Origin of the sequence: Nesterenkonia marinintestina (genome assembly GCF_025420485.1) — a bacterium.
In the GTDB taxonomy this organism is placed as follows: Bacteria; Actinomycetota; Actinomycetes; order Actinomycetales; family Micrococcaceae; genus Nesterenkonia; species Nesterenkonia marinintestina.
Genome location: NZ_JAOEFD010000009.1, coordinates 15,376 through 38,328, shown reverse-complemented (window position 1 = coordinate 38,328; position 22,953 = coordinate 15,376). Strand labels below are relative to the sequence as shown.

Below are 22,953 nucleotides of genomic sequence, written 5' to 3'. Positions count from 1 at the left end.
CTGCGCGCCGGAGGGGACCTCCGACGGGGACGAGGCGGAGACGACGGGGATGGATCCCGTCGTCTGGGCGACCTGTCGGTGGCCGGCGGCGGGCCTGCGGTCGTCCGCGCTCTCCTCGTCCTCACGTGCGGCGATGGGTCAGCCCTGCCCGCCCGCCTTGTACCCCACTCCGCGCACGGTCTGCACGAGCTCGGGGTGCTCGGGGTCGCGCTCGATCTTCGACCGCAGCCTCTGCACGTGCACGTTGACCAGACGGGTGTCGGCCTGGTGGCGGTATCCCCAGACCTCCTCCAGCAGCATCTCCCGGTTCCAGACCTGCCAGGGCTTCTTCGCCAGGGCGGTGAGCAGGTCGAACTCCAGCGGGGTCAGTGAGATCTTCGTGTCTCCGCGGCGGACCTCATGGCCGGCCACGTCGATGGTCAGATCACCGATGGTCAGCTGCTCGGCCTCCTGACGGTGGCTGCCCTCGGATGGCCGCAGCCGGGCCCGCACCCGGGCGACGAGCTCGGCAGGCTTGAAGGGCTTGGGCACGTAGTCGTCCGCGCCGGCCTCGAGCCCCCGGACCACGTCGGCGGTGTCCGACTTCGCGGTCAGCATCACGATGGGGGTGTCGGCCTCCTCACGGATCTCCCGACACACCTCGATGCCGTCCTTGCCCGGGAGCATCAGGTCCAGCAGCACCACGTCCGGCTTGGTCGAGCGGAAGGCCTCCAGTGCGCCGTGTCCGGTGGCGCAGAAGGTGGGCTCGAATCCGTCGTTGCGAAGCACGATGCCGATCATCTCGGACAGCGCCTCGTCGTCGTCGACGACCAGAATGCTGGCTCTCATCTGCTCTCCCTCTCCCCCGTCGACGGTCGGCGGCCCGCGGCCCGGACCGGGGTGACGGGCGGCGGCTCCGTGGCCCAGGATATCCGACGAGGCCGTGTCCCCCGTGTGTGATGCTTCCCCCTCGGCGCGCGCAGGTGACAGACTGTGAGCCGGGGAGCGCCGGCCGGACGGACCGGCGAGGGCGACGCCGCAGAGGCGTCGCAGAGGATCATCAGCAGGAGGGGTCGAGTGAGCAGCGCATCGTGGCAGCAGCAGGGACCTGGGGGGACGGCCGGCGAGCCGGCCCGGCCCGGAGCGGTCTTTCCGCTGAGACGCATGACCCTGGGCGAGGTCTTCGGCGCCGGGTTCGCGATGCTGCGCCACTCACCGCGTACGGTCATCGGCGTCCCGCTCGCCGCCTCCGCCGTCGGCACGGTCCTGACCAGCCTGATCCTGCTGTACCCGCCGAGCCGGGACTTCCTCAGCGCGGCGTACAGCCCGACCACCGACCCGGACCTCATGCTCAACACCGCCGTCGACGGTACGGCGGTCGTCCTGTTCCTCGCCGCCAGCATCATCCAGTACCTGCTGGTCTACCTCGCGTTCGCCACGCTCGCCGTGCCGGTGTTCCGCGCCGTCTACGGCTACCGCACGAGCTTCGGCCAGGCGGTGGGCCTCTCGACCGGACGGTTCCCCGCCCTGGCACTGCAGATGCTGGTGCTCGTCGTCGCCGCGGTCGTGGTGATGCTCCTGGCCCTGCTGGTCGCCGGTGTGCTGACCGTCGTGACCCTCGGCATCGGACTGATCGTCGTCATCCCCGGGCTGATCCTGCTGTCCGCCTGGCTCACCTCCGGTGTGATGTTCGGCCCCTACGCCGTCGTGGTGGAGGGGCGCTCGGCCCTGGCCGCCGTCGGGCGATCCTGGAGCCTGAACCGCGGACGGTGGTGGCGCCACATCGGCACCCTGCTGCTGCTGATGCTGATGGGCATCGCAGCCAGCGTGGCCCTCATGATCCCCAGCATGCTCATCACCGGCCTCAGCATGGATCCCACCGGTGAGCCGGGGGCCGCGCCGACCGCCGGACTGATCGTGCAGTCCGTGATCGGCATGGTCGTCAACGTCCTGCTCACGGCCGTGTTCGGAGCCTGCGTCGCCGTGATGATGCTCAATGCGCGGTTCGAGCAGGAGGGGCTCGACGTGGCCCTGCTCAGCGCGGCCGAGGGCGCCCACGACGACGGTCGTGTCATCCCCGCATCGGCCGAGCACCTGCCGACCGCACACCACGGCGGGCCGCGGCATCCCGGCGGCGGGTACGGTCCGCCTCCGGGCTACGGGCCGCCCCCGGGGTACGGGCCCCCTCCCGGCCAGGGGCAGTACCCCTACGGCCAGAACCCGTACCAGCAGAACCCGTACCAGCAGAACCCGTACCAGCAGAACCCGTACCAGCAGAACCCGTACCAGCAGAACCCGTACCAGCAGAACCCGTACCAGCAGAACCCGTACCAGCAGAACCCGTACGGCCAGGGTCCCTACGGCCAGGGTCCCTACGGCCAGGGTCCCTACGGGCAGGGTCCCTACGGGCAGAACCCTCCTCAGGGGGGCTACGGCGCACCTCAGTGGGGGCGGCGGCCCGACGACGGCTCCGAGGGCCCCGGCGGGCCCGCCCGACCGCACTGACGCCCCGCAGATGTCCGTCCCCGCCAGCGCCACGCCGCTCAGCGCCGCGCCCAGCACCGTCGGAGCCGCGGCGTCCCCGTCGCCCGACCGCGATGAGGCGCGCCGGCTGCTCGAGGAGGAGCTCGAGGACGGCAGGTACCACCGTGAGGGCATCGGCGTCACGATCCGCGATTTCGTGGAGTCGCTCATGGACCGACTCGGAGACGGCATCCACTCCACCACCGGCATCCAGGTCTCCTGGGGCCCGGTGGTCCTTCTGCTGCTCATCGTCGCGGCGGTGACGGTGACGCTGCTGATCGTGCGGCCGCGCCTGCAGCGCGGTCGCGCCGAGGCGCCCCTCGACGCCGAGCCGGGCATCAGCGCCGATCAGCTGCGGGCGCGCGCCGCGGCGCACCTCGAGACCGGGGCCGTGGACGAGGCCTACCGCGACCTGTTCCGCGCGCTGGTGCGGGCGGCCGAGGAGCGTGAGCTGCTGCCCGAGCTGCCCGGCCGCACCGCCACCGAGGCCGCCGCCGAGCTCGGCGGCGCCTTCTCCGAGGACCAGAGCCGCATCCGGCGGGCCGCGGACCTGTTCAACCTCTCCCGCTATGGGGGACGGCACCTGCGCCGCGACGACGTCGAGGACCTCCGGGAACTGGATCGCGCCCTGGGGGCCGCCGAGCCGACGACCGGGGCCGCCGGATGGAGCGCACCGCAGGTGGTGGCGCCCCGATGAGCTCCCCGACCGCGACCGCGACGGCCGCACCTGCCGCGCTGCGCCGCTGGCTCTCCCGTCGGCGCTTCTGGCTGGTCCTCGGCCTCGCGGCCATCCTCGCCGGCGTCGTGTACGTCGTGCTGCAGGACGACGCCCCGGAGCGCTATGCCACCGACTCCCCCCGGCTCGACGGCTACGGGGCGATGGTCGAGGTGTTGGAGGACCGCGGCACCGACGTGGTGACCGTGCGCTCCGGCGTCGCGGCGCTGCAGGCCCTGGAGGACGACCCGGACGCCATGCTCGTGGTCCACGAGGGCAACCGCCCGGCGAACCCCGAAACCCTGGACGACCTGGTCTCCGAGGACCGTCCGACGGTGTGGATCTCACCGAACAGCGCTCTGGGGCTGCCCGAGCTGGACGGTGTGTCGCGGTACGCCGTCGGTGCGGACCTCGCGGTGGGTGCTCCCCTGTCCGCCGGGTCCCGGTGCGCGCACCCCGCCGCCGAGGCTGCGGAGTCGGTCCCGCCGCCGGTGGAGCTGTTCAGCCTGGAGGGCTCGTCGGCGGAGGCGCTGTGCTTCGAGACCGAGGACGCCTCGGAGGCCTACGCGATGATCGAGACCGACCACGGCATCGTCCTGGGCACCCCTGCGGCCTTCACGAACCGAGAGATCGTCGAGGAGGGCGGCGCGGCGCTGGCCCTGCACCTCTTCGGCGCGGAGGACCGGGTCGTCTGGTACTCCCCGGCCCAGTGGGACGTGGGCCCGACCGGGGACCAGGGCGTGGAGGACCCCACGGACCTGCTTCCGGAGTGGTTCGGACTCCTCGCGGTCTGGCTGCTGGTCTGCACCGGCCTGTTCATCGTCGTGGCCGGACGACGGCACGGTCCGGTGGTCTCGGAATCCCTGCCCGTGCTGGTCCCGGCCTCGGAGTCCGCCGAAGGGCGCGGAAGGATGTATCAGCAGTCCGACGCGATCGTGCCCTCAGCGCGGACCCTGCGCGCCGCGGCCCTGGTCCGCAGCGCCCGCCTGCTGCGTCTGGGCGCCGCCGACGAGCAGGTGGTCGTCGAGGCCGCCGCGCGGCAGACCGGCCGTCCCGCCCAGCAGGTGCGGCGGCTGCTCGACGTCGACGGGCTGCGGTCGAACCGCGACCTGGTCGCCTTCGCCCGGCGGATCGCCGACTTCGAGGACGAGCTGCGCGTCCGTGCAGGTCTGACCAGGCGGTCGGAGCAGATCCTGGGCGAGGACGCGTCCACAGACCACGGGGCCCCGCCCCGAGACCGACGATCCGGCACGAGCCCGGAGGACGGAGCATCACGTGACTGAGAATCCCCCCGCACCGCAGCCGGACCGAGGACCGGAGCAGACGCCCGGACAGGGTCCTTCGCCGTCGGCCCCCGGAGCCGGCGGTGACCTGCGTGAGCGGTTCCATCAGGTGCGCCGGGAGGTGGCCAAGGCGGTGGTCGGTCAGGACGGAGCGGTCACCGGCGTGCTCATCGGCCTGCTGGTGCGCGGCCACGTCCTCCTCGAAGGTGTGCCCGGGGTGGCGAAGACCCTGCTGGTCCGCTCGATCTCGGCCTCGCTGTCCCTGGACACGGCCCGCGTGCAGTTCACCCCGGACCTCATGCCCGGAGACGTCACCGGCTCCCTGGTCTACGACTCCACCACCGGGGACTTCACCTTCCGCGAGGGGCCGGTGTTCACCCACCTGATGCTCGCCGATGAGATCAACCGCACCCCGCCGAAGACCCAGGCGTCGCTGTTGGAGGCCATGGAGGAGCGGCAGGTGTCGGTCGACGGCATCGGACGCCCCCTCCCCGACCCCTTCCTCGTCGCCGCGACCCAGAACCCGGTGGAGTACGAGGGCACCTATCCGCTGCCGGAGGCCCAGCTGGACCGTTTCCTGCTGAAGGTGAGCCTGGATCTGCCCCAGCGCGGCGAGGAGATCGAAGTGATCCGCCGCCACTCCGCAGGATTCAACCCCTCCGACCTCGCCGACGCCGGGGTCCGCGCGGTGGCCGGCGCCGAGGAGGTCCTCGCCGCCCGACGCGCGGTGTGGCAGGTGACCGTCTCGCCGGAGGTCATCGCCTACATCGTCGACGTCGCCCGGGCCACCCGGCAGTCGCCGAGCTTCCAGCTCGGCGTCTCGCCCCGCGGGGCGACCGCCCTGATGAACTCGGCCAAGGCCTGGGCCTGGCTATCCGGCCGCGACTTCGTCACCCCCGACGACGTCAAGGCGCTGGCCCTCCCCTGTCTGCGGCACCGCGTCTCCCTGCGCCCGGAGGCCTCCATGGACGGCGTGGCCGCCGACGACGTGCTGCAGGGGATCCTCGCCACGGTGCCGGTGCCGCGCTGATGGTCCTCACCCGCCGTCTGCTGATCGTCGCCCTGGGGCTCAGCATCGTGGTCGTCGCCCTGCCGGCGCAGGCCACCGTGTGGCTGTGCCTGGCGGCGGTGGTGCTGCTGGCCGCCGCGGACATGCTGCTGGCCGGCTCACCGCGGACGGTGCGCGTCGAGCGGGTCCCCACCGATGCGGTGCGCCTGGATCAGCGCACGACCGCGGAGACCGTGCTGCACCACACGGGGCGACGTCGGCTGACAGGTTCGGCGAAGGACGGCTGGCAGCCCTCGGCCGGAGCCGTCCGACAAATCGCAGAAGTCCGACTGGCGCCCGGCGGCAGCCACACGCTGCGCACGGTGCTGGTCCCGCGGCGTCGCGGCGACCTGCGCTCCGAGACGGTGGCGGTGCGTTCCCTCGGGCCGCTGGGAATGGCCGGACGACAGGTCACCCACCGGGTGCCGCACCTGCAGCGGGTGCTGCCCCCGTTCCGCGCCCGTCGGCATCTGCCCTCGAAGCGGCATCGGCTGCGGGAGCTCGACGGCCAGACCGCGGTGCAGATCCGCGGGGCCGGCACCGAGTTCGACTCGCTGCGCGACTACGTCCGCGGCGACGACGTCCGGTCCATCGACTGGCGCGCCACCGCCCGACGCCAGCACCTGGTCGTACGGACCTGGCGGCCGGAGCGCGACCGCCGTGTGGTGCTGTGCCTCGACTCCTCCCGCACCTCGGCGGCCCGGATCGAGGACGAGCCGCGGCTGGACACGGGGATGGAGGCCGCCCTGCTGCTCGGAGTGCTCGCCGCAGGGGCCGGAGACCGCGTCGACCTGCTGGGCTTCGACCGCCGTCTGGTGGCCCGTGCCAGGTCCACCACGGGCACCGACTTCCTGCACTCGATGGTCACGGCCATGGCACCGATCACCCCTGAGCTGGTCGAGGCCGACTTCTCCCGACTGCCGGGGTACGTGGAGTCGGTGACCTCCCAGCGGTCACTGGTCGTCATCCTCACCTCCCTGGACTCGGCGTCGTTCGAGGAGGGGCTGCTGCCGACGCTGCCGACGCTGACCCGCCGACACCTGGTCCTCATCGCCTCGGTCCGGGATCCGGAGCTCGATCGGCGCACCCTCGCCCGGGAGACCGTGGGCGAGGTGTATCGCGCCGCGGCGGCGGAGCGCTCCCTGATCGAACGTCGGGCGCTGCGGGCCCAGCTGACCTCCCTGGGCGTCGAGGTCGTGGAGGCCCCGCCCCACGAGCTGCCGCCGGAGCTCGCCGACGCCTACATCCGTCTCAAGGCCGCCGGACGGCTCTGATCCCGCACGGGGAAGGACCCCGGACTGAGCCCGCGGGCCGGACCGGAGCCGTTGAAGCATCCGTACTCGTTCCGTATCGTTGAGCAGTCATCCCGGCCGATCTCGGCCGTCGTCCCGCATCCCGTCCGAGGAGGAGACCGGTGAAGGTTCTGGCCGCCATGTCCGGAGGAGTGGACTCCGCGGTGGCCGCCGCGCGCGCCGTGGAGGCCGGCCACGACGTCGTCGGGGTCCACCTGGCGCTGTCACGGATGCCCGGAACCCTGCGCACCGGGTCCCGGGGCTGCTGCACCATCGAGGACTCCTCCGATGCGTGGCGGGCCTGCGAGACCCTGGGCATCCCCTTCTACGTGTGGGACTTCTCCTCCCGGTTCAAGGAGGACGTGGTCGACGACTTCATCGCCGAGTACGCCGCCGGCCGGACGCCGAACCCGTGCATGCGCTGCAACGAGAAGATCAAGTTCGAGGCCCTGCTGGAGAAGGCGATCGCCCTGGGGTTCGACGCGGTGTGCACCGGCCACTACGCCGAGCTGGTCCACGACGACGACGGCGTGCCCGAGCTGCACCGCGCCGCCGACTGGGCCAAGGACCAGTCCTATGTGCTGGGCGTGCTCACCGAGGACCAGCTGCGCCACTCCATGTTCCCGCTGGGCCGCACCCCCTCCAAGGAGGCGGTGCGCGCGGAGGCCGCCGAGCGCGGACTCTCCGTGGCGAAGAAGCCCGATTCGCACGACATCTGCTTCATCCCCGACGGGGACACCCGCGGCTGGCTGGCCGAGCAGATCGATATGACCTCCGGACCCATCGTGGATCCCGAGGGCCGGAGGATCGGCGAGCACGAAGGCTCCCAGGCGTACACGGTCGGGCAGCGGCGCGGGCTGAAGCTCGGGCACCCGGCGCCGGACGGGAAGCCGAGGTTCGTCCTGGAGATCCGGCCGAAGGACAACACCGTCGTCGCCGGACCCCGTGAGCTGCTCGAGATCGACCGGATCACCGGAATCCGCCTCTCCTGGGCCGGGGCCCCGGTGGCCGAGGCCGACTCGGGAGGGACCTTCGACATCGAGCTGCAGATCCGTGCCCACGCCGACCCGGTGCCGGCACGGGCACGGGTGCCGCAGGAGGGGGCGGCCGAGTCAGAAGGCCCCGAGGATCGAAGGGCCGAACTCGTCGTCGAGCTTCTCGAACCGCTGCGCGGGGTCGCCCCCGGTCAGACTGCGGTGATGTACCAGGGCACCCGGGTGCTCGGACAGGCGACGATCGACACCGCGCGCTCGCGCGACTACACCCCAGCCGGATCAGTAGACTGACGGCCATGTGCCCCTCCGACGCCCCCGGGACCCCTGCGGCCGGGCCTTCCGCCGCCGCACTCGTCGGCACCGAGGTCATGGAGGAGCTCACCGCGATGCGTGCCAGCATCGACAACATCGATGCGACTCTGGTGTATCTGCTGGCCGAGCGCTTCAAGGCGACCCAGCGCGTCGGCCACCTCAAGGCGGCCCACCGCCTCCCCCCGGGCGACCCGCAGCGCGAGCGCCGTCAGATCGAGCGGCTGAAGCGCCTGGCCGCCGACGCCCACCTGGATCCGGAGTTCGCCGAGAAGTTCCTCAACTTCATCATCGACGAGGTCATCCGCCACCATCAGGCGATCTCCGCCACCAGCGGCGAGGCACAGGACCCCGCGACCGACGACCGCGACCGCTGATGGCGATCGTCTCCTTCGCCCCGGGCGTGATGCCCGGGACCGACCCCTCCGAGTCCGCCCGCGCGCTCGAGGCCGAGCTTCCCGCCCCGCACTCTCCCGCCCTGCCGGAGCTTCCCGCCCGTGGTCATGCGGCGGGCCTGATGGGGCGTGCGGCGGCGATGCTGCCCGAGATGCCCACCGATCTGACCTCCTACGGCTGGCGTCTGGCCTCCGGGCCGGGCTCAGACGCGCGTCGAGCGAGCACGCTGCTGCGCGCCGACGTCGACGCCCTGGCCGACGTCCGCGGCGAGCGCCTCGAATCCGGCGCGGCCGAGGCCTCCCCGCCGCTGACCGTCTTCGTGCTGGGCCCGGTGAGCCTGTGCGCCGCGCTGGCCCTGCCCGACGGAGAGAAGACGCTCATCGACCACGGCGCCCGGCGTGATGTGACCGAGTCGCTCGCCGACGGCGTCTCCGAGCTGCTGGCCCGGCTGCGGAGGACGGCGTCGCCGTCCCAGCTGCGCCTGGTGCTCCTGGAGCCGGACCACCACCGGGTGCGCACCGGCGGCGTCCCCACGGTCAGCGGCTACCGGAGCATCAGGGCGCTGCCCAGGGATGATGCCCGGGCGATGCTGGGCACGGTGCTCGCCGCCGTACGTGCCGAGGGGGCCGCCGCCGACGAGGTGCTCATCGATCTCGGCCGGGCGCCGGAGGATGAGGCGGTGCAGGATCTCCTCGCCCGGTCCGAGGCCCGCGCCGACGGCTTCGTGCTGCCGACGACGACGATGCGTCCCCCGGATTGGGAGCGGGCGGCCGAGCTGACCGAGGCCGGAGCACGCTGCGCCTTCTCCGTGCTCGGCGCCGAGGACCTCGGCGCCCAGCTCCTCCCGGAGGTGAGCACGCTGGCCGAACGGGTCGCCGGTCCCTGGCAGGCGATGGGCATGCCCCTGAGCAGCCTGGACGATCTCACCCTCACCGCCGTCGGGGCGGAGGTCGTCGGCCGCGGCGGGCCGGTGAGAGGTGGTCTGACGAGGGACGGTCTGGCCCGGCTGAGCCTCGTCTCTGCGCTGCGCACGGTGACTCGGGTCAGGGACGCCGCGGAAGCCCTGGAGGATCGGCGGCGGCAGGCCTCCTGACGACCCTCAGCGGCTGCGGGAGGCGGCCATCCCGGCGGTGCGGGCACGGGCGACGACGTCGGGCAGCGCCGCGATGAGCGCGTCGACGTCGTCCTCGGTGGTCGTGTGTCCCACTGTGAAGCGCTGAGCGCCGCGGGCCTGCTCCTCCGTCAGGCCCATCGCCAGCAGCACCCGTGAGGGGCGCGGCACCCCGGCCGAGCAGGCGGAGCCTGTGGCGGTGGCGAAGCCGGCCATGTCCAGCATGAAGAGCAGCGAGTCCCCCTCGGCGCCGTCGACGGTGATGTGCAGGTTCTGCGGCAGTCGCCGCTCCGGGGCGGTGCGCGGGTCGGGGCCGCGCAGGGTGACTCCGGGGATCCCGACCGCGGCCTCGAGCAGTCGGTCCCGCAGTGCGCCCAGCCGACGGGCCTCGTCCTCCCGTGCGGCGACGACCTCCTCGGCCACGGCGGCGAACGCGCAGATCCCGGCGACGTCGAGGGTGCCGGAGCGGATGTCGCGCTCCTGGCCGCCGCCGTGGAGGACCGGGGTCAGGGCCACGTCTCTGCGGACGAGCAGCGCGCCGACGCCGACCGGGCCGCCCAGCTTATGGGCGGTGATCGCCATGGTGGCCGCCCCGCAGGCGGCGAAGTCCACAGCGGTGGAGGTCATGCCCTGGACGGCGTCGGTGTGGACGGGCACGGACCATCGGGCGCAGAGGCGCACGAACTCGGCCACCGGCTGCAGCGCTCCGACCTCGCTGTTGGCCCACATGAGGGTGGCCAGGGCCACCGACTCCGGATCCTCGGAGAGCAGATCGACCATCAGAGCCTCCGCCGCGTCGAGGTCGAGCCGACCCTCCCCGTCCACGGGCAGCAGCCGGACCTCGGCGCCCTGGTGGGTCTCGAGCCATTCGGCGGTCTCGAACACCGCGGAGTGCTCGATCCCCGGCAGCAGGATGGTGCGACGCCGATCGTCCTGGCCGCGGCGTGTCCAGTAGAGACCTTTGACGGCCTGGTTGTCGGCCTCGGTGCCGCCGGAGGTGAAGATCACCTCGGAGGGGTGCGCGCCGACGGCGGCGGCCAGCTGCGCCCGGGAGGCGTCGACGGCGGCGCGGGCCCTGCGTCCGGCGGCGTGCAGGGCTGAGGGGTTCGACAGCGCCATCGCCTCGGTGAGCACCCGCACGGCCGTCGGACGTGCGGGGGAGGTCGCGGCATGGTCGAAGTAGCGCGGCTGCTCGTCCGCTCCGCCGCCGGTCGGACTCGGCATGGTCTCCATCACCGACGATCCTACCGGCGTCCGCGAGGCGCCCGAGGTGCTCGGGCCGCCCTCGCGAAGCGATATCCTGGACGGTCGATGGACACACAGCCTCCCGGATCCTCCGGCCGTGCCGACGACGGCCCCGAGGCCGACCTCTACAGCGTGCTCGGCGTGCCGGCCGAAGCGGACCTCCAGCAGATCCGCCGCGCCTACCGCCGCCGCGTCCGGGACTCCCATCCCGACCGGGGCGGTTCCGCCGCCCAGTTCCAGAGGGTGCGTCATGCCTTCGAGGTCCTCGGCGACGACGAGTCCCGCAGCGCCTACGACCGGTCGCTGCGACGACGTTCGGCCGGCGGCGGCGGGGACGACGATGAGGACGACCGCACCGGCTGGGGCGGCTACGGCCGCGGCACCTTCACCGCCGGCACCCGCGGCTCCTCGGCGGGCGCCGAGCGCACCGGCGGCCACCGGCCAAGCGGCGCCGCCCATCTGCCTCCGGTGTACGTGCCGGACCTCTCCGAGCCGGAGCCGCTGTCGCTGACCCTGACCAGCCAGCGCGTCCACGGAGACCTCTCCCCCGCCGGGCTGGGCGGCCTGTTCTCGGGCGGGCCGTCCCGTCGGGCGCAGCGGTCGGTGGAGATGGTCGACCGGCTGGTCCTGAGCGAGCTGCCCGCCGCCCGCCTGTTCCACGACGTCTCGCTGGCCGCACCGGAGGTCGACCGACGGGGTCGGCCCCGGGTCTCACGGTCGGCTCCGCGTGCGGAGCTCGTCCTGGTGTGCGGCGATGCGATCGTGGTCGCCGCCGTCGTCGAGGTCCCCGCCGCGACGGCCTCATGGGACGGCCGCACCCTGCGGGCCGCCGGGCGGGCGATGACAGTTCCCGACGTCGTCGACCAGGCCAGGACCCTGCGGGCGACGCTGACCCGTCGACTCGCCGAGGCCGGCCGGGAGGTGGCGCTGTCGATCCATGGTCAGGTCTTCCTGGTCTCCCCCGACGGCAGTCCGATGAGCCCTGTGGTGGAGACCCTCGGGTCCGGGACGGCCACCCCTCAGGCGACCGCGCGTGCGGCGAAGTCCGTGGTCGCCGCGCTGGCGGCCTCGGAGCGGGCCAACCACATCGATCGGCATCTGCTGGCCGCCCTGCGTGATCAGCTGGTCCGGCCCGACGACGCCTGAGCACACCCGACGACGCCTGAGGCAGTAGACTCCCCGCGTGCCTGCTCCCCTGCGCGTCCTCGTCGACCAGCCCGAGATCCCCGGCAACACGGGGAACCTGATCCGTCTCGCGGCCGTCACCGGGATGGAGCTGCACCTGGCCGAGCCTGTGGGATTCGACTTCGACGACGCCAAGCTGCGCCGCGCCGGGCTCGACTACCATGACCTCGCCGTCCTCACGGTGCACCCGAGCCTGGACGAGGCCTACCGGGTGCTGCGGCCGCAGAGGGTCCTCGCCTACACCGGCGGCGGCGAGTCCGCGTACACCGACGTCGAGCACCGCGAGGGCGACGTGCTGCTCTTCGGACGGGAGTCGATCGGCCTGGACGAGCACGTCCTGGAGGATCCGCGCGTCGCCGCGCGGGTGCGCATCCCGATGCTGCCCTCCCGCCGGTCGCTGAACCTGGCCAACGCCGTCTCCGTGGTGGTCTACGATGCGTGGCGCCGTCAGGGGTTCCCCGGAGCGGTCTGAGACCCGGATCCGTGGCGCCACACGGAGCGTCCCTGCCGGTCGGAGGGGCTCCGCTTCACTAAGCTGGGGCCTATGACCGACGCTTCCCCGCGCCCTGACGACGATGCCGCACGCCCCGAGGACCTCGACGGGGGCAGTCCGACGACCGACGGCACCGAGCAGGCGGGCGACGGCGCGGCCGGCACGACCGACGAAGCCCCGGTCGGCACGCAGGATGAGACACCGGACGAGGCACCGGACGAGGCCCCGGACCAGGCGCCCGACGGCCCGGCTCCGCAGCCTGCCACCGAGTCGGCCACCGAGTCGGCCACCGAGTCGGCCGAAGACTCCCAGCCCACGCTGGCACGCCTGCTGACCCGCACCGCGCGCGGCGACCAGGCCGCCTTCGCCCAGTTCTACGAGGCCACCGCCGACGTCGTCTACGGGCTGGCGCTGCTGATGCACGAGGACGTCGACGGCGCGCAGACGGCCATGGTCGCCGTCTACCACCACCTGTGGGACCAGGCCGACGAGCGGGCCCGCGACCTGCGGCTGCAGTCGGCCGCGGCGGAGTCCCTGGCCGACCACGTGGCCGCCCAGGAGGAGGGGCCCGATTCCGACGAGCCGGCCTACCGCCCCGAGGAGCACGAGCTCGTCCTGGAGTGGCTGATCCCGCTGGCCCACCGGATCATGGTCGAGCGGTTCCGCGAGGGTGCGGTCCGGCCCATCGAACTCACCGTCGTGGACTCCGGCGGCGTCGCCGGTCTGCCCGAAGAGGTGCTCGAGGACTTCGCCCCGCTCTCGGATTCGCAGATCCAGGTGCTGGCGCTGTGCTACCTCAGCGGCATGAACCACCACGAGGCGGCCGCCCAGGTGAACTCGGCGCTGCCCGCGGTGAAGTCCCGGCTGCGCGATGCCATGACCCGCCTGCACACCGTCCGTTCGGGGCGGGTCGATGTGGACGACCCCATCCTGCGTGCCGCAGTGACCCGTCGGGACCTGGAGCGGGGCGCCGGAGTGAACCGCAACTTCTCCGACCGCATCGACACCGACCTGCGGCGTGAGCTGCTCGTGGAGCTCTCCGAGGTCTACGCGATGGACGCCGTCGACGACCGCGAGCGCTCCCTGCTCGACGAGGAGGCCCTCAACGCCTCCGAATCCGTGGCCCAGCGCTGGGACACCCGTGTGCTGGCGGCCCGCCGCACCCTGGCCGAGATCTTCACCTCGCACCCGGTGGACCCGCCGCGACACCTGCTCGAGGAGATGATGCTCGACCTCTCCGACCAGGAGGTCGGGATGACGATGGTCGAGGAGGTCTCCACCCACACCGAGGAGGGGCCGAAGCGGCAGCCGGTGGTCAAGCGGTGGATGGTGGTCACAGGGCTGATCGTGGTGGTCGTGCTCGCCGCGGTGATGATCTGGCGGCTCACCATCGGCCAGGACGTCCAGGAGCGGGTGGACGAGGCCGATGACGTGGCCTCCTCGGACGAGGTCGAGATGGCCGAGGGCGGCACCGCGCAGCTGGTGGTCTCCGAGGAGGAGGACCTCGGCTACGCCGAGTTCGACGAGGTGGCGCCGGTCGACGGCATGACGTACCAGGTCTGGCTGCTCCCCGACGGAGAGGGCCAGCCGAGCTCCCTGGGCAGCTTCTCCGCCGAGGAGCTGAGCGAGGAGACTGTGGAGCTGCGCGGCATCGGGACCTACGACAGGCTCTCGGTGACGGCCGAGGAGATCGCCGGGGCGGAGCGTCCCACGGGCGAGGTGGTCGTCGAGATCCCGCTGAGCACGGAGGCCTCCTCCGGACCCACCTACGGCGGTCCGACCGGCGGCTGAGGTTCGCCGGGCTCAGAACCCGGCGAACGTCCCCTGCCCGTTGACGGTGACCAGGTGGAACGCTTCGGCGGGAGCGTCGTCGGGGACGTGCGGAGACCGCTGTGCCCCGCGGCGGTCCGCGTCGGCGGCCGAGGCGCGCATCTGCTCCAGGACGAAGCGCTCCATCTGCCCCGGATCGGGGTGCTGGCTGAGGTGCCGCCGCAGGGCGTCGACCTTCGTGCTCTCGTACCCGGCCACCGAGACCCAGGTGTTGTGCCGCTCCTGCGGGGCCGTCATCAGCAGCAGGTGCGGGACCCGGTAGGCCTCGAGTCCCTCCTCCGAGAGCAGCTCGGGGTAGGCGAAGGGGTTCTCGACCGCCGGATAGCACGCCCGGACCACAGCCTCTCCGCAGGCGAGGTGATCGGGATGCGCCTTCTGCAGCCGCTCCCAGGCCCGTTCGGGGTGGGTGGAGACGACCACATCGGGGCGGCACCGGCGCATCAGTCGGACGATGCTGCGGATCAGGTCATGGGTGGGTTCGACGAACCCGTCCCGCTCGTCCAGCAGGACCACCTCGGGGATGCCGAGCAGCTCGGCGGCCTCCCGCTGCTCGGCGGCGCGCCGGGCCGGGACCCCCTCCCTGTCCTCGTCGGGAGAGAAGCCCCCGGCGTCGCCGGCGGTGAGCAGGCACAGGGTGATCTCCGCACCCCGTTCGGCCAGGGCCGCCATGGTGGCGGCCGCACCGAAGTCGAGGTCGTCGGGGTGGGCGGCGAAGGCCAGCACTCGGCGGACGCCGAGCCCGGAGAGGAGCTCATCTGGGGTGAGGTGTCGCAGCGTGTCCATCGCTGAACCACACTAGCCCCCTCTGCACCGCCGGTCGCCCGGCGTGCCGATCCGTCACATGCCGGTGAGCGTGACCTCGGCGGTCTGCTCCTCGTCGTCGCGCAGGTAGGTCAGGGTGACCTCGGACCCGGCCGGGTGCTCCCGCACCAGGGCGGTGAGCGACACCGTGTCGTGCACCGGGCGGTCGTCGACGGCGGTGATGACGTCGCCCTCCTCGATGCCGGCATCGGCGGCCGGTGAGCCGTCCGCGACATCAGCCACGTGCGCTCCGGCGGTCAGCTCCTCGGCCGACTGCGCCTGGCCGGCCTCGACGGTCACACCGAGCAGACCGTGGCTGGCTTCGCCGTCGGCGATGAGGTCGTCGGCGACGCGCTGGGCATAGTCGATCGGGATCGAGAACCCGACACCGATGTTGCCCGCCCCTTCGCCGGCGGAGGTGCCGCCGGCCGAGGCGATGGCCACGTTGACTCCGATGACGCGTCCCTCGGCGTCGACGAGTGCGCCGCCGGAGTTGCCCTGATTGATGGCCGCGTCGGTCTGGATGACGTTGAGGTAGATGGATTCCTGCGCCTGCTGGGAGCCCTGGTCGGGGAAGTAGAACTCGAAGCCGTCCTCCTCGCCCGGACCTTGCTCCTCGCCCGGACCTTGCTCCTCGGGAGCCCCCTCGGGCGGCTCCTCCGGGGCGTCGTCCTCCGAGCCCTGTCCCTCGGCGGCGGCCGAGGCCACGGAGATCGTGCGGTCCAGGGTGGAGACGATGCCGTCGGTGACCGTGCCGGAGAGGCCCAGCGGTGCTCCGATGGCGATGGCGGTGTCTCCGACGTTGAGCTCGGAGGACTCCCCCAGCTCGGCCGGGGTGATGTCGGAGGTGTCGTCGAGCTGGACCACGGCGAGGTCCGAGAGCGGGTCGGTGCCCACCACCTCGGCGGTGCGCGCCGATCCGTCGTTCATCTGCACGGTCACCTCCGGGTCGGCGGTGGCTCCTCCGAGGGTGACGACGTGGGTGTTGGTGAGGATGTGGCCGTCGTCGTCCAGGATGATCCCCGATCCGCTTCCGGCGTCGGCTCCGTCCTGCACGCTGAGGGTCACCACCGACGGCGAGGCCTTGGCCGCCGCCGCGCTGACCTCTGTGGCGCTCTCCGGGTTGTTCAGCTCGATGCCCGGAGCCACGTCGCCGGAGCCGATGAGTCCCACCGCGCCGGCTCCGATCCCCCCTCCGATGAGTCCGGCCGCGGCCACGCAGGCGACGAGTGCGCCGAGGCCGACGCGACGGCGGAGCCTCTCATGACCGGGCGGCGCCGCATCGTGGCCGTGCCCGGGCGGTGGGCCGTAGTAGGGGGCGGGTGTTCCGAAGGCCGGCTGGACGTGTCCCGGTGGGACGTGTCCGGGCTGAGCGGGCTGTGAGGGACGGCCGGACTGTGGATGAGGACCAGGGTGTCCGGGATATCCCGGCTGCTGGGTGGGCGGCTGGTGCAAGGGCGCCTGCTGCGGAGGCGCGGGCTGTCGCCGAGGCGGCTGGTGGGCCGAAGGGGGCTGTGTCGGGGCACCGCCGTAGTCAGGACGCCGCGCGGGCATCGGCCGGGTGACGTCATGGTCCGGCCCCTCTGATCTCGGCCCCTCTGACCTCGGGCCGTCAGGGCGCGGTCCGTCGCGGTGCGGGTCGTGCTGGTCTGACGCCATGGGATCACTCTGCCTGTCTGTCCCGTCGTTGCTGAAGCGGCTCCGGCCTCGGGTCGGAGTGTCTGTCCCTCAGTGTGCCAGTCTCGGCTGACACTCCGGCGACAGTCTCCTGACCGGTCCCTGGAAGCTTCCGGGACCCGCTCCGGAGGCCGGCCGGAGGCCCCAGGCTGGCCCGCCGGACCGGTCGACTCCGGTCAGCTCCGGTCGTCCAGGCGGTCCTCGTGGACCGTGTCGGGGGTCGATCCTAGACTTGGACCATGCTCTTGGCCTCCTCCTCCCCTCCGGTGGCCGCGGTCATCGTCGGTCCGCTGATGATCGGCGCCGCCGTGCTCGTGCTCATCGGGCTCGGGGCCCTCTATCTCTCGCGCGGCTCCGGACGCCGCAGCCTGCCCTCCGGCTCCCGGCCGAGCCTGTCCGGTCGGCCCGGGGCCGACGACGAGCAGCATGATCCGCGCCGGGACCGCGGCGTGGATGAGCTGCGCCGGGAGGCCGGTTCGCTGCTGATGGAGGCGGACCAGGCGATCCGCAGCTCGGAGCAGGAGGTGCTGTTCGCCGAGGCCTCCTACGGGTCCGAGGAGGTGGAGGTGTTCCGCCGGGACATCGAGGAGTCCAAGGAGCATCTCTCCGCGGCGTTCAGGTCTCAGCACAGCGTCGATCGTGACCCTCCGGAGGACGAGGAGCGTGCCAAGGACCTGTTCATCGAGATCCTGGACAGCTGTCGGCGCATCCACGAGACCCTCGAGTCCCACCGGGAGGAGTTCGAGTCTCTGCGGGACCTGGAGAACCGCCCGGAGCCCGCCATCGAGCAGCTCGCCTCCACGGTCGCCGACGTCCGAGATCGTCTGAAGAGCGCCCAGGCCCGCATCCCGGTCCTCGAGCAGGACTTCAGCGCCTCGGCCCTCCAGCCGCTCCAGGAGAACCTGCGTGAGGCCCGCCGGCTGGTGGAGATCGCCGACTCCGCACTGGGCGAGGCGCGCACCTCCGCCGAATCTTCGGACGCCAGCGCCGCCGTGGTCGCCATCCACCGCGGTGAGGAGAGCATCGACGACGCCGGCGAGCAGCTCAGCTCCGCCGAATCGACCGACGAGCGGCTGATCCAGGCCCACCGGAGCCTGGAGCGCGAGCTCGGACAGACTGAGCAGGACATCGCCCAGGCCGAGGCCACGCTGGAGGCCGGCCAGGCGCCCGAGCTGGCGGGTCCCGTCGCCGCGGCCCGCAGCGCGGTCGCCAGGATCCGACGCACCGTCGAGGAGTCCGAACGCACGGATCCCCTGGACCTGCTCTCCCAGCTCGAGGAGGCGCACCGGGAGCTCGACGAACCGCTGAACTCCGTCCGAGACATGCACGCCCGGGACCGCCGGGCCCGAGAATCGCTGGAGACCGAGCTCCTCACCGCACGGAACCAGGTCCAGTCGTCGATGGACTTCCTCCGGTCGAAGCGGATGCGCGTCAGTCCTGAGGCGCAGGCGCGGATGTCGGAGGCCGAGCGGTGCCTGCGCGAAGCCGTCGACCTGCGGGAGAGCCATCCGGCGCGCGCCCTGGACCACGCCCAGCAGGCCAAGGTCCTGGCCGTCCAGGCCGCCCAGATCGCCGAGACCGTGGACCGCGAGCGCTCCGAGGAGAACCTCATGGGGATGGGCATGGGCCCCGGCGGGAGGGACCACGGGGGCCGGTACTACGGCCGGGGCTCCGGCGACGCGTTCGGGCGCGGCTACGGCGGCGGCTTCGGCGGCGGATTCGGCGGGCCGATGGGCGGCGGATTCGGCGGTGCCGGCGGAGGCGTCGGCGGCGGCTTCCGCATCGGAGGCGGTCGAGGACCCGGACGACGTCGTCGTCGCGGCCCCCTGTTCTGAGGTCGGCGCCGATTCCGAGCGGACCCGCTCTGTGTCCGGGCCCCGGCACTGACTAGACTGACCCCGTGCGTCGGCTTCGAGTCGGCGACGCACGGACAGACCATTGTCCCCGTCTGCGAGAGGTGACCACCGTGTCCAAGCAGTCCATCTTCGGCCGGATGTCCCAGCTGATCCGCGCCAACGTCAACGCCATGCTGGACCGGGCCGAGGATCCGGAGAAAATGCTCGACCAGATGGTGAGGGACTTCACCAACAACATCGCAGAGGCCGAGGAGGCCGCGGCCCAGACAGTGGGCAATCTGCGCATGATGGAGGACGACTACAAGGAGGACATGGAGGCTGCGCGCTCCTGGGGTCAGAAGGCCCTGGCCGCCTCCCGCAAGGCCGACGAGTTCCGCGACTCCGGAGACGGCGAGAACTCGACGAAGTTCGACAACCTGGCCAAGGTCGCCATCCAGCGTCAGATGGACGCCGAGAGCTCCGCCAAGGCCACCGAGCCGACGATCCAGTCCCAGCGGGAGATCGTCGAGAAGCTCAAGACCGGTCTCGATCAGATGAAGCAGAAGCGTCAGCAGCTGGTCTCCAAGCGTGACGAGCTGGTGGCCCGCTCCAAGGCCGCCCATGCTCAGGCACAGGTCCACGACGCGGTGAAGTCCATCGACGTGATGGACCCGACCACCGAGGTCGGACGCTTCGAGGAGAAGATCCGCCGCGAGGAGGCCCGTGTGCGCGGTCAGGCCGAGATCCAGGCCTCCAGCCTGGACTCGCAGTTCGAGGCCCTGGAGGACCTCGGTGAGCAGACCGAGATCGACGCCCGGCTGGCGGCGCTGAAGTCCGGGGGCGAATCCCGCTCCCGGGGCGCCATCGAGTCCGGCCAGGGCACAGGTGAGGACTCGATGGACGAGGACTTCGCCCAGCTGCAGGCCGAGCTCGACCAGCAGCGCTGACCTGGGCGGCGCGGCGGGCCCCGTCGCGCCGCCGCACTGCCGAGACCCCTGCGCACCCGACCCGGCACCGGGCCGGGCCGCCATCACTCACCCGAAGGACGCCACGTGACCGTTGCCGCCGATGCCCGAACCGATGATTCCGCCTCCGAGGACCGCCCCGACGTCGCCGCCGACGTGAACGCCGGGCTGGCCCACATGCTCAAGGGCGGGGTGATCATGGACGTCGTCACCCCGGAGCAGGCGCAGATCGCAGAGCAGGCCGGGGCCGTGGCGGTCATGGCGCTGGAGCGGGTTCCCGCCGACATCCGGTCCACCGGCGGAGTGGCACGGATGTCGGACCCGGACCTCATCGCGGGCATCATCGACACCGTCTCGATCCCGGTGATGGCCAAGGCCCGCATCGGTCACTTCGTCGAGGCGCAGGTGCTGGAGCACCTGAGGGTGGACTACATCGACGAGTCGGAGGTCCTCTCCCCCGCCGACTACGTCCACCACATTGACAAGTCGCAGTTCTCGGTGCCGTTCGTCTGCGGGGCGACCGATCTGGGTGAGGCGCTGCGTCGGATCACCGAGGGCGCCTCGATGATCCGCTCGAAGGGCGAGGCCGGCACCGGTGACGTCTCCGAGGCGATGAAGCACATCCGCACCATCACCGGGGAGATCGCCCGTCTGAGCGCGCTGGCCGAGGACGAGCTGTACGTGGCGGCCAAGGAGCTGCAGGCGCCGTACGAGCTGGTGCGCCAGGTGGCGCGCGACGGCCGACTGCCCGTGGTGCTCTTCGTCGCCGGCGGCGTGGCCACACCGGCCGATGCGGCGATGATGATGCAGATGGGCGCCGACGGCGTCTTCGTCGGCTCCGGCATCTTCAAGTCCGGGAACCCGGCCGCCCGCGCCGAGGCGATCGTCAAGGCGACCACGTACTACGACGACCCCGCGGTGATCGCCGAGGTCTCCCGCGGACTCGGTGAGGCGATGGTGGGACTCAACGTCTCCGACCTGCCTGCGCCGCACCGGCTGGCCGAGCGGGGCTGGTGAGCGCCCCGCAGCTCGGCGTGCTGGCCCTGCAGGGGGCGGTCGCCGAGCACGTGCGCGCGCTGCGCGACTGCGGCGCCCAGGTCCGGACCGTGCGTCGCCCGGCGGAGCTCGCAGGCCTCGACGGCCTGGTGGTGCCCGGGGGCGAGTCGACCACGATGGCCCGCCTGGCGGACCCGGTCGGCCTGTTTCCGGCAGTGTGTGCCGCTCACGAGGACGGGATGGCGGTGTTCGGCACCTGCGCGGGCCTGATCCTGCTGGCCGAGGATGTCGCCGACGCCGCGGCGCTGACCGGCTATGACCGCATCGGGGGGTTGGACGTCACGGTGCGACGCAACGGATACGGCAGCCAGCTGGACTCCTTCTCCGCCGCACTGCCGGTCACCGGGCTGCGGGAGCCGCTGCCGGCGGTGTTCATCCGCGCCCCGGTGATCGAGAGGGCCGGCGTCGACGTCGAGGTGCTGGCTGAGCACCGTGGCGCGCCGGTCGCCGTGCGGCAGGGGCGTCTGCTGGGCGCGAGCTTCCATCCGGAGCTCACCGCCGACCGACGCCTGCACGGGCTCTTCGCCGAGATCGCCGAGGCCGGTGACCGTCCGAGGGCGATGGAGCCGGCCGGCGCCTGAGCCCTCCGCACGCCGGCGGGGCGTCCGCGTAGAGTCTGCGCGCATCAGCTTGTACCCTTTCTCAAGAGCAGAAGTGTCCGAGGACGGCACGCGACGAGGAATCGATGGATCAGAGTTACGAGGCACTTCGACGGGCCGCTGCGGACCCTTCGACCGACTGGGAGACCCTGCACCGCATCGCAGAGGACTACCCTGAGTTCCGCCCTGAGGTCGCATCGAACCCCGCCACCTACCCGGAGCTGATCGAGGCCCTGGCCGAGCTGGGTGATCCGGACATCGACGACGCCCTGGCCCGCCGCTTCTCCCCGGAGATCTTCGCCGACGACGAGCCCGAGGACCTCCCCGACGACTCCCCCGCCGAGGATGAGCTCGACGGAGCTTCCGCCGACCCCGACGAGACGGACCCTGCGGAGGGGACCGAGCCCCGGGACGAGGCCGCGCCGGCCGCCGCCGAGGACGAGGACGCTGCGATCAGCGCGGCGGCTCCGACGACGCCCGGGCCCCCCGCCTCCGATCCCGAGTCGACCGGCCCTGAGTCGACCGGCCCTGAGTCCGCCGAGCCGGAGTCGACCAGCACCATCGGCTCCATCATGGGCGACGACTCGCCCCGCGGGTCCGAGGCGGCCGCAGCGGCGGCGGCCTCACGCGGACGACGCCGCGCCGAGAGGCGCGCCGAGAAGAAGGCGGAGAAGCAGGCCGCGAAGGACGCGGAGGCGGCCCCGGCCGCCGTGGGCCCCATCGCCGTCGCCGATCCGCACGCCGACCCCGGGCACGGCGTCGAGGGCCGCGGCGGCTCTCGACTGGTGACGATCATGCTCATGGTGGTCATGCCTCTGGCCGTGCTGGTGGTCATCGCCGCCGTGGTCATCAACACCCTGGCCCGCGACCTGCTCACCGACGACGCCCAGATCGCCGAGGGCGGGGTGACCGTCGAAGAGGACGAGGAGCCGGAGGAGGAGGACGACGACCTGCCGGGGGACCTTGACGAGGCGCGCACGGCGATGGAGGACCTCAGCTCGTCTGCCGAATGCGGGGAGCCGGAGCAGGACGCCCGCACCTTCGCGGCGTTCGCATCCTTCTCCGACGAGGAGGACGCCTGGGAGGAGGACTCCCCCACGGTGCGCCAGACCCTCGAGGGCATCCAGGAGGAGTGCGGAGGCGTCTACGCCGCGCAGGTCCACCAGCATCTGGGCACCGAGGACACCGAGGCTCCCGAGAACCTCACCTCGACCGTCGACTGGCTGGGGACCGACTGGCTGACCATGGACTACGACGCCCCGGGTGCGCAGGAGCTGACCCTGTTCTCCTCGCCGACGGGCAACGTGCTGTGCGAGATGGGCGACGAGCTGACCTGTACGGTCCTGGAGCACACCTTCGAGGCGCCGGACGGCTGCGAGGACGGCGCCACCTACGCGATCCGGCTGGACGAGTCGGCCTCACCGGACTGCGACAACCCGGTCTCCACCGACGAGCAGAGCCAGGTGCTGGCATACGGCGAGACCGCGGGCAATGAGTACTTCGCCTGCACGTCCTACCAGAGCCAGATGTCGTGCTGGAACAAGCTCACCGGAGAGGGCATCAACCTCTCCTCCTCCCGCAACAGCACCTGGTGACGCCGCACCTGCTCATTCCCA

Annotated in this window: 20 protein-coding genes; 16 read left to right on the top strand and 4 right to left on the bottom strand. The window is 72.3% G+C overall.

The window, feature by feature from the left end; all coding sequences use genetic code 11:
- Positions 1-138: 138 nt before the first annotated feature.
- On the bottom strand, positions 139-828 hold the full coding sequence (mtrA, locus tag N7E59_RS08360; RefSeq protein WP_261624470.1) for an MtrAB system response regulator MtrA: 690 nt from the start codon (positions 826-828) through the stop codon (positions 139-141).
- 228 nt (positions 829-1,056) lie between these two features.
- On the opposite strand from mtrA, the gene N7E59_RS08355 reads away from it, so the two are divergent.
- From N7E59_RS08355 to N7E59_RS08320, 8 genes are all read left to right on the top strand, one after another.
- Entirely contained in the window at positions 1,057-2,484 is a 1,428-nt protein-coding gene (locus tag N7E59_RS08355; RefSeq protein ID WP_261624469.1) for a hypothetical protein, read from the top strand.
- Positions 2,485-2,494: 10 nt separating this feature from the next.
- Entirely contained in the window at positions 2,495-3,199 is a 705-nt protein-coding gene (locus N7E59_RS08350) for a DUF4129 domain-containing protein (protein ID WP_261624468.1), read from the top strand.
- Entirely contained in the window at positions 3,196-4,500 is a 1,305-nt protein-coding gene (locus tag N7E59_RS08345; RefSeq protein WP_261624467.1) for a DUF4350 domain-containing protein, read from the top strand. The genes N7E59_RS08350 and N7E59_RS08345 overlap by 4 nt, the downstream gene beginning before the upstream one ends.
- 88 nt (positions 4,501-4,588) lie before the next feature.
- Positions 4,589-5,530: an AAA family ATPase gene (locus N7E59_RS08340; protein WP_261624539.1), complete on the top strand. Its 942-nt coding sequence runs from the start codon at positions 4,589-4,591 to the stop codon at positions 5,528-5,530.
- Positions 5,530-6,822, top strand: coding sequence for a DUF58 domain-containing protein (locus N7E59_RS08335; RefSeq protein ID WP_261624466.1), 1,293 nt, complete (start codon positions 5,530-5,532; stop codon positions 6,820-6,822). Before N7E59_RS08340 ends, N7E59_RS08335 begins: the two co-directional genes overlap by 1 nt.
- Positions 6,823-6,962: 140 nt before the next feature.
- On the top strand, positions 6,963-8,126 hold the full coding sequence (gene mnmA / locus N7E59_RS08330) for a tRNA 2-thiouridine(34) synthase MnmA (RefSeq protein WP_261624465.1): 1,164 nt from the start codon (positions 6,963-6,965) through the stop codon (positions 8,124-8,126).
- A gap of 5 nt (positions 8,127-8,131) precedes the next feature.
- Positions 8,132-8,521 (top strand): chorismate mutase, encoded by a 390-nt coding sequence (locus N7E59_RS08325; protein ID WP_261624464.1) that lies wholly within the window; start codon positions 8,132-8,134, stop codon positions 8,519-8,521.
- Positions 8,521-9,633 carry a hypothetical protein gene (locus N7E59_RS08320; protein WP_261624463.1) on the top strand — a complete coding sequence of 371 codons (1,113 nt, stop codon included), beginning with the start codon at positions 8,521-8,523 and terminating at the stop codon, positions 9,631-9,633. Before N7E59_RS08325 ends, N7E59_RS08320 begins: the two co-directional genes overlap by 1 nt.
- Before the next feature lie 6 nt (positions 9,634-9,639).
- Here N7E59_RS08320 and N7E59_RS08315 read toward each other — a convergent pair whose 3' ends face one another.
- Positions 9,640-10,884: a cysteine desulfurase family protein gene (locus N7E59_RS08315; protein WP_261624462.1), complete on the bottom strand. Its 1,245-nt coding sequence runs from the start codon at positions 10,882-10,884 to the stop codon at positions 9,640-9,642.
- 78 nt (positions 10,885-10,962) lie between these two features.
- On the opposite strand from N7E59_RS08315, the gene N7E59_RS08310 reads away from it, so the two are divergent.
- The 3 genes from N7E59_RS08310 to N7E59_RS08300 all read left to right on the top strand — a co-directional run bounded on the left by N7E59_RS08310 (position 10,963) and on the right by N7E59_RS08300 (position 14,365).
- Positions 10,963-12,042, top strand: coding sequence for a DnaJ domain-containing protein (locus N7E59_RS08310; RefSeq protein WP_261624461.1), 1,080 nt, complete (start codon positions 10,963-10,965; stop codon positions 12,040-12,042).
- Positions 12,043-12,079: 37 nt separating this feature from the next.
- Positions 12,080-12,553, top strand: coding sequence for a tRNA (cytidine(34)-2'-O)-methyltransferase (locus N7E59_RS08305; RefSeq protein WP_261624460.1), 474 nt, complete (start codon positions 12,080-12,082; stop codon positions 12,551-12,553).
- Between the two features lie 72 nt (positions 12,554-12,625).
- A complete protein-coding gene (locus tag N7E59_RS08300; protein WP_261624459.1) occupies positions 12,626-14,365 on the top strand; it encodes an anti-sigma factor domain-containing protein in 1,740 nt (579 codons plus the stop codon).
- Between the two features lie 12 nt (positions 14,366-14,377).
- Here N7E59_RS08300 and N7E59_RS08295 read toward each other — a convergent pair whose 3' ends face one another.
- Together N7E59_RS08295 and N7E59_RS08290 are read right to left on the bottom strand one after the other, a co-directional pair.
- Positions 14,378-15,187 carry a PIG-L deacetylase family protein gene (locus N7E59_RS08295; protein ID WP_261624458.1) on the bottom strand — a complete coding sequence of 270 codons (810 nt, stop codon included), beginning with the start codon at positions 15,185-15,187 and terminating at the stop codon, positions 14,378-14,380.
- 54 nt (positions 15,188-15,241) lie between these two features.
- Positions 15,242-16,423 carry a S1C family serine protease gene (locus tag N7E59_RS08290; protein WP_315943007.1) on the bottom strand — a complete coding sequence of 394 codons (1,182 nt, stop codon included), beginning with the start codon at positions 16,421-16,423 and terminating at the stop codon, positions 15,242-15,244.
- Positions 16,424-17,121: 698 nt separating this feature from the next.
- Between N7E59_RS08290 and N7E59_RS08285 the strand changes: the two genes are divergently transcribed.
- The 5 genes from N7E59_RS08285 (at position 17,122) to N7E59_RS08265 (ending at position 22,932) form a co-directional block, all read left to right on the top strand.
- On the top strand, positions 17,122-18,717 hold the full coding sequence (locus N7E59_RS08285) for a hypothetical protein (protein WP_261624456.1): 1,596 nt from the start codon (positions 17,122-17,124) through the stop codon (positions 18,715-18,717).
- Between the two features lie 131 nt (positions 18,718-18,848).
- Entirely contained in the window at positions 18,849-19,664 is an 816-nt protein-coding gene (locus N7E59_RS08280) for a PspA/IM30 family protein (protein ID WP_261624455.1), read from the top strand.
- Between the two features lie 174 nt (positions 19,665-19,838).
- Complete coding sequence (gene pdxS, locus N7E59_RS08275; protein ID WP_261624538.1) at positions 19,839-20,699, top strand: pyridoxal 5'-phosphate synthase lyase subunit PdxS; 861 nt, start codon at positions 19,839-19,841, stop codon at positions 20,697-20,699.
- Entirely contained in the window at positions 20,696-21,319 is a 624-nt protein-coding gene (gene pdxT / locus N7E59_RS08270; RefSeq protein ID WP_390905033.1) for a pyridoxal 5'-phosphate synthase glutaminase subunit PdxT, read from the top strand. The genes pdxS and pdxT overlap by 4 nt, the downstream gene beginning before the upstream one ends.
- A gap of 104 nt (positions 21,320-21,423) precedes the next feature.
- Entirely contained in the window at positions 21,424-22,932 is a 1,509-nt protein-coding gene (locus tag N7E59_RS08265) for a variant leucine-rich repeat-containing protein (protein ID WP_261624454.1), read from the top strand.
- Positions 22,933-22,953: the final 21 nt, after the last annotated feature.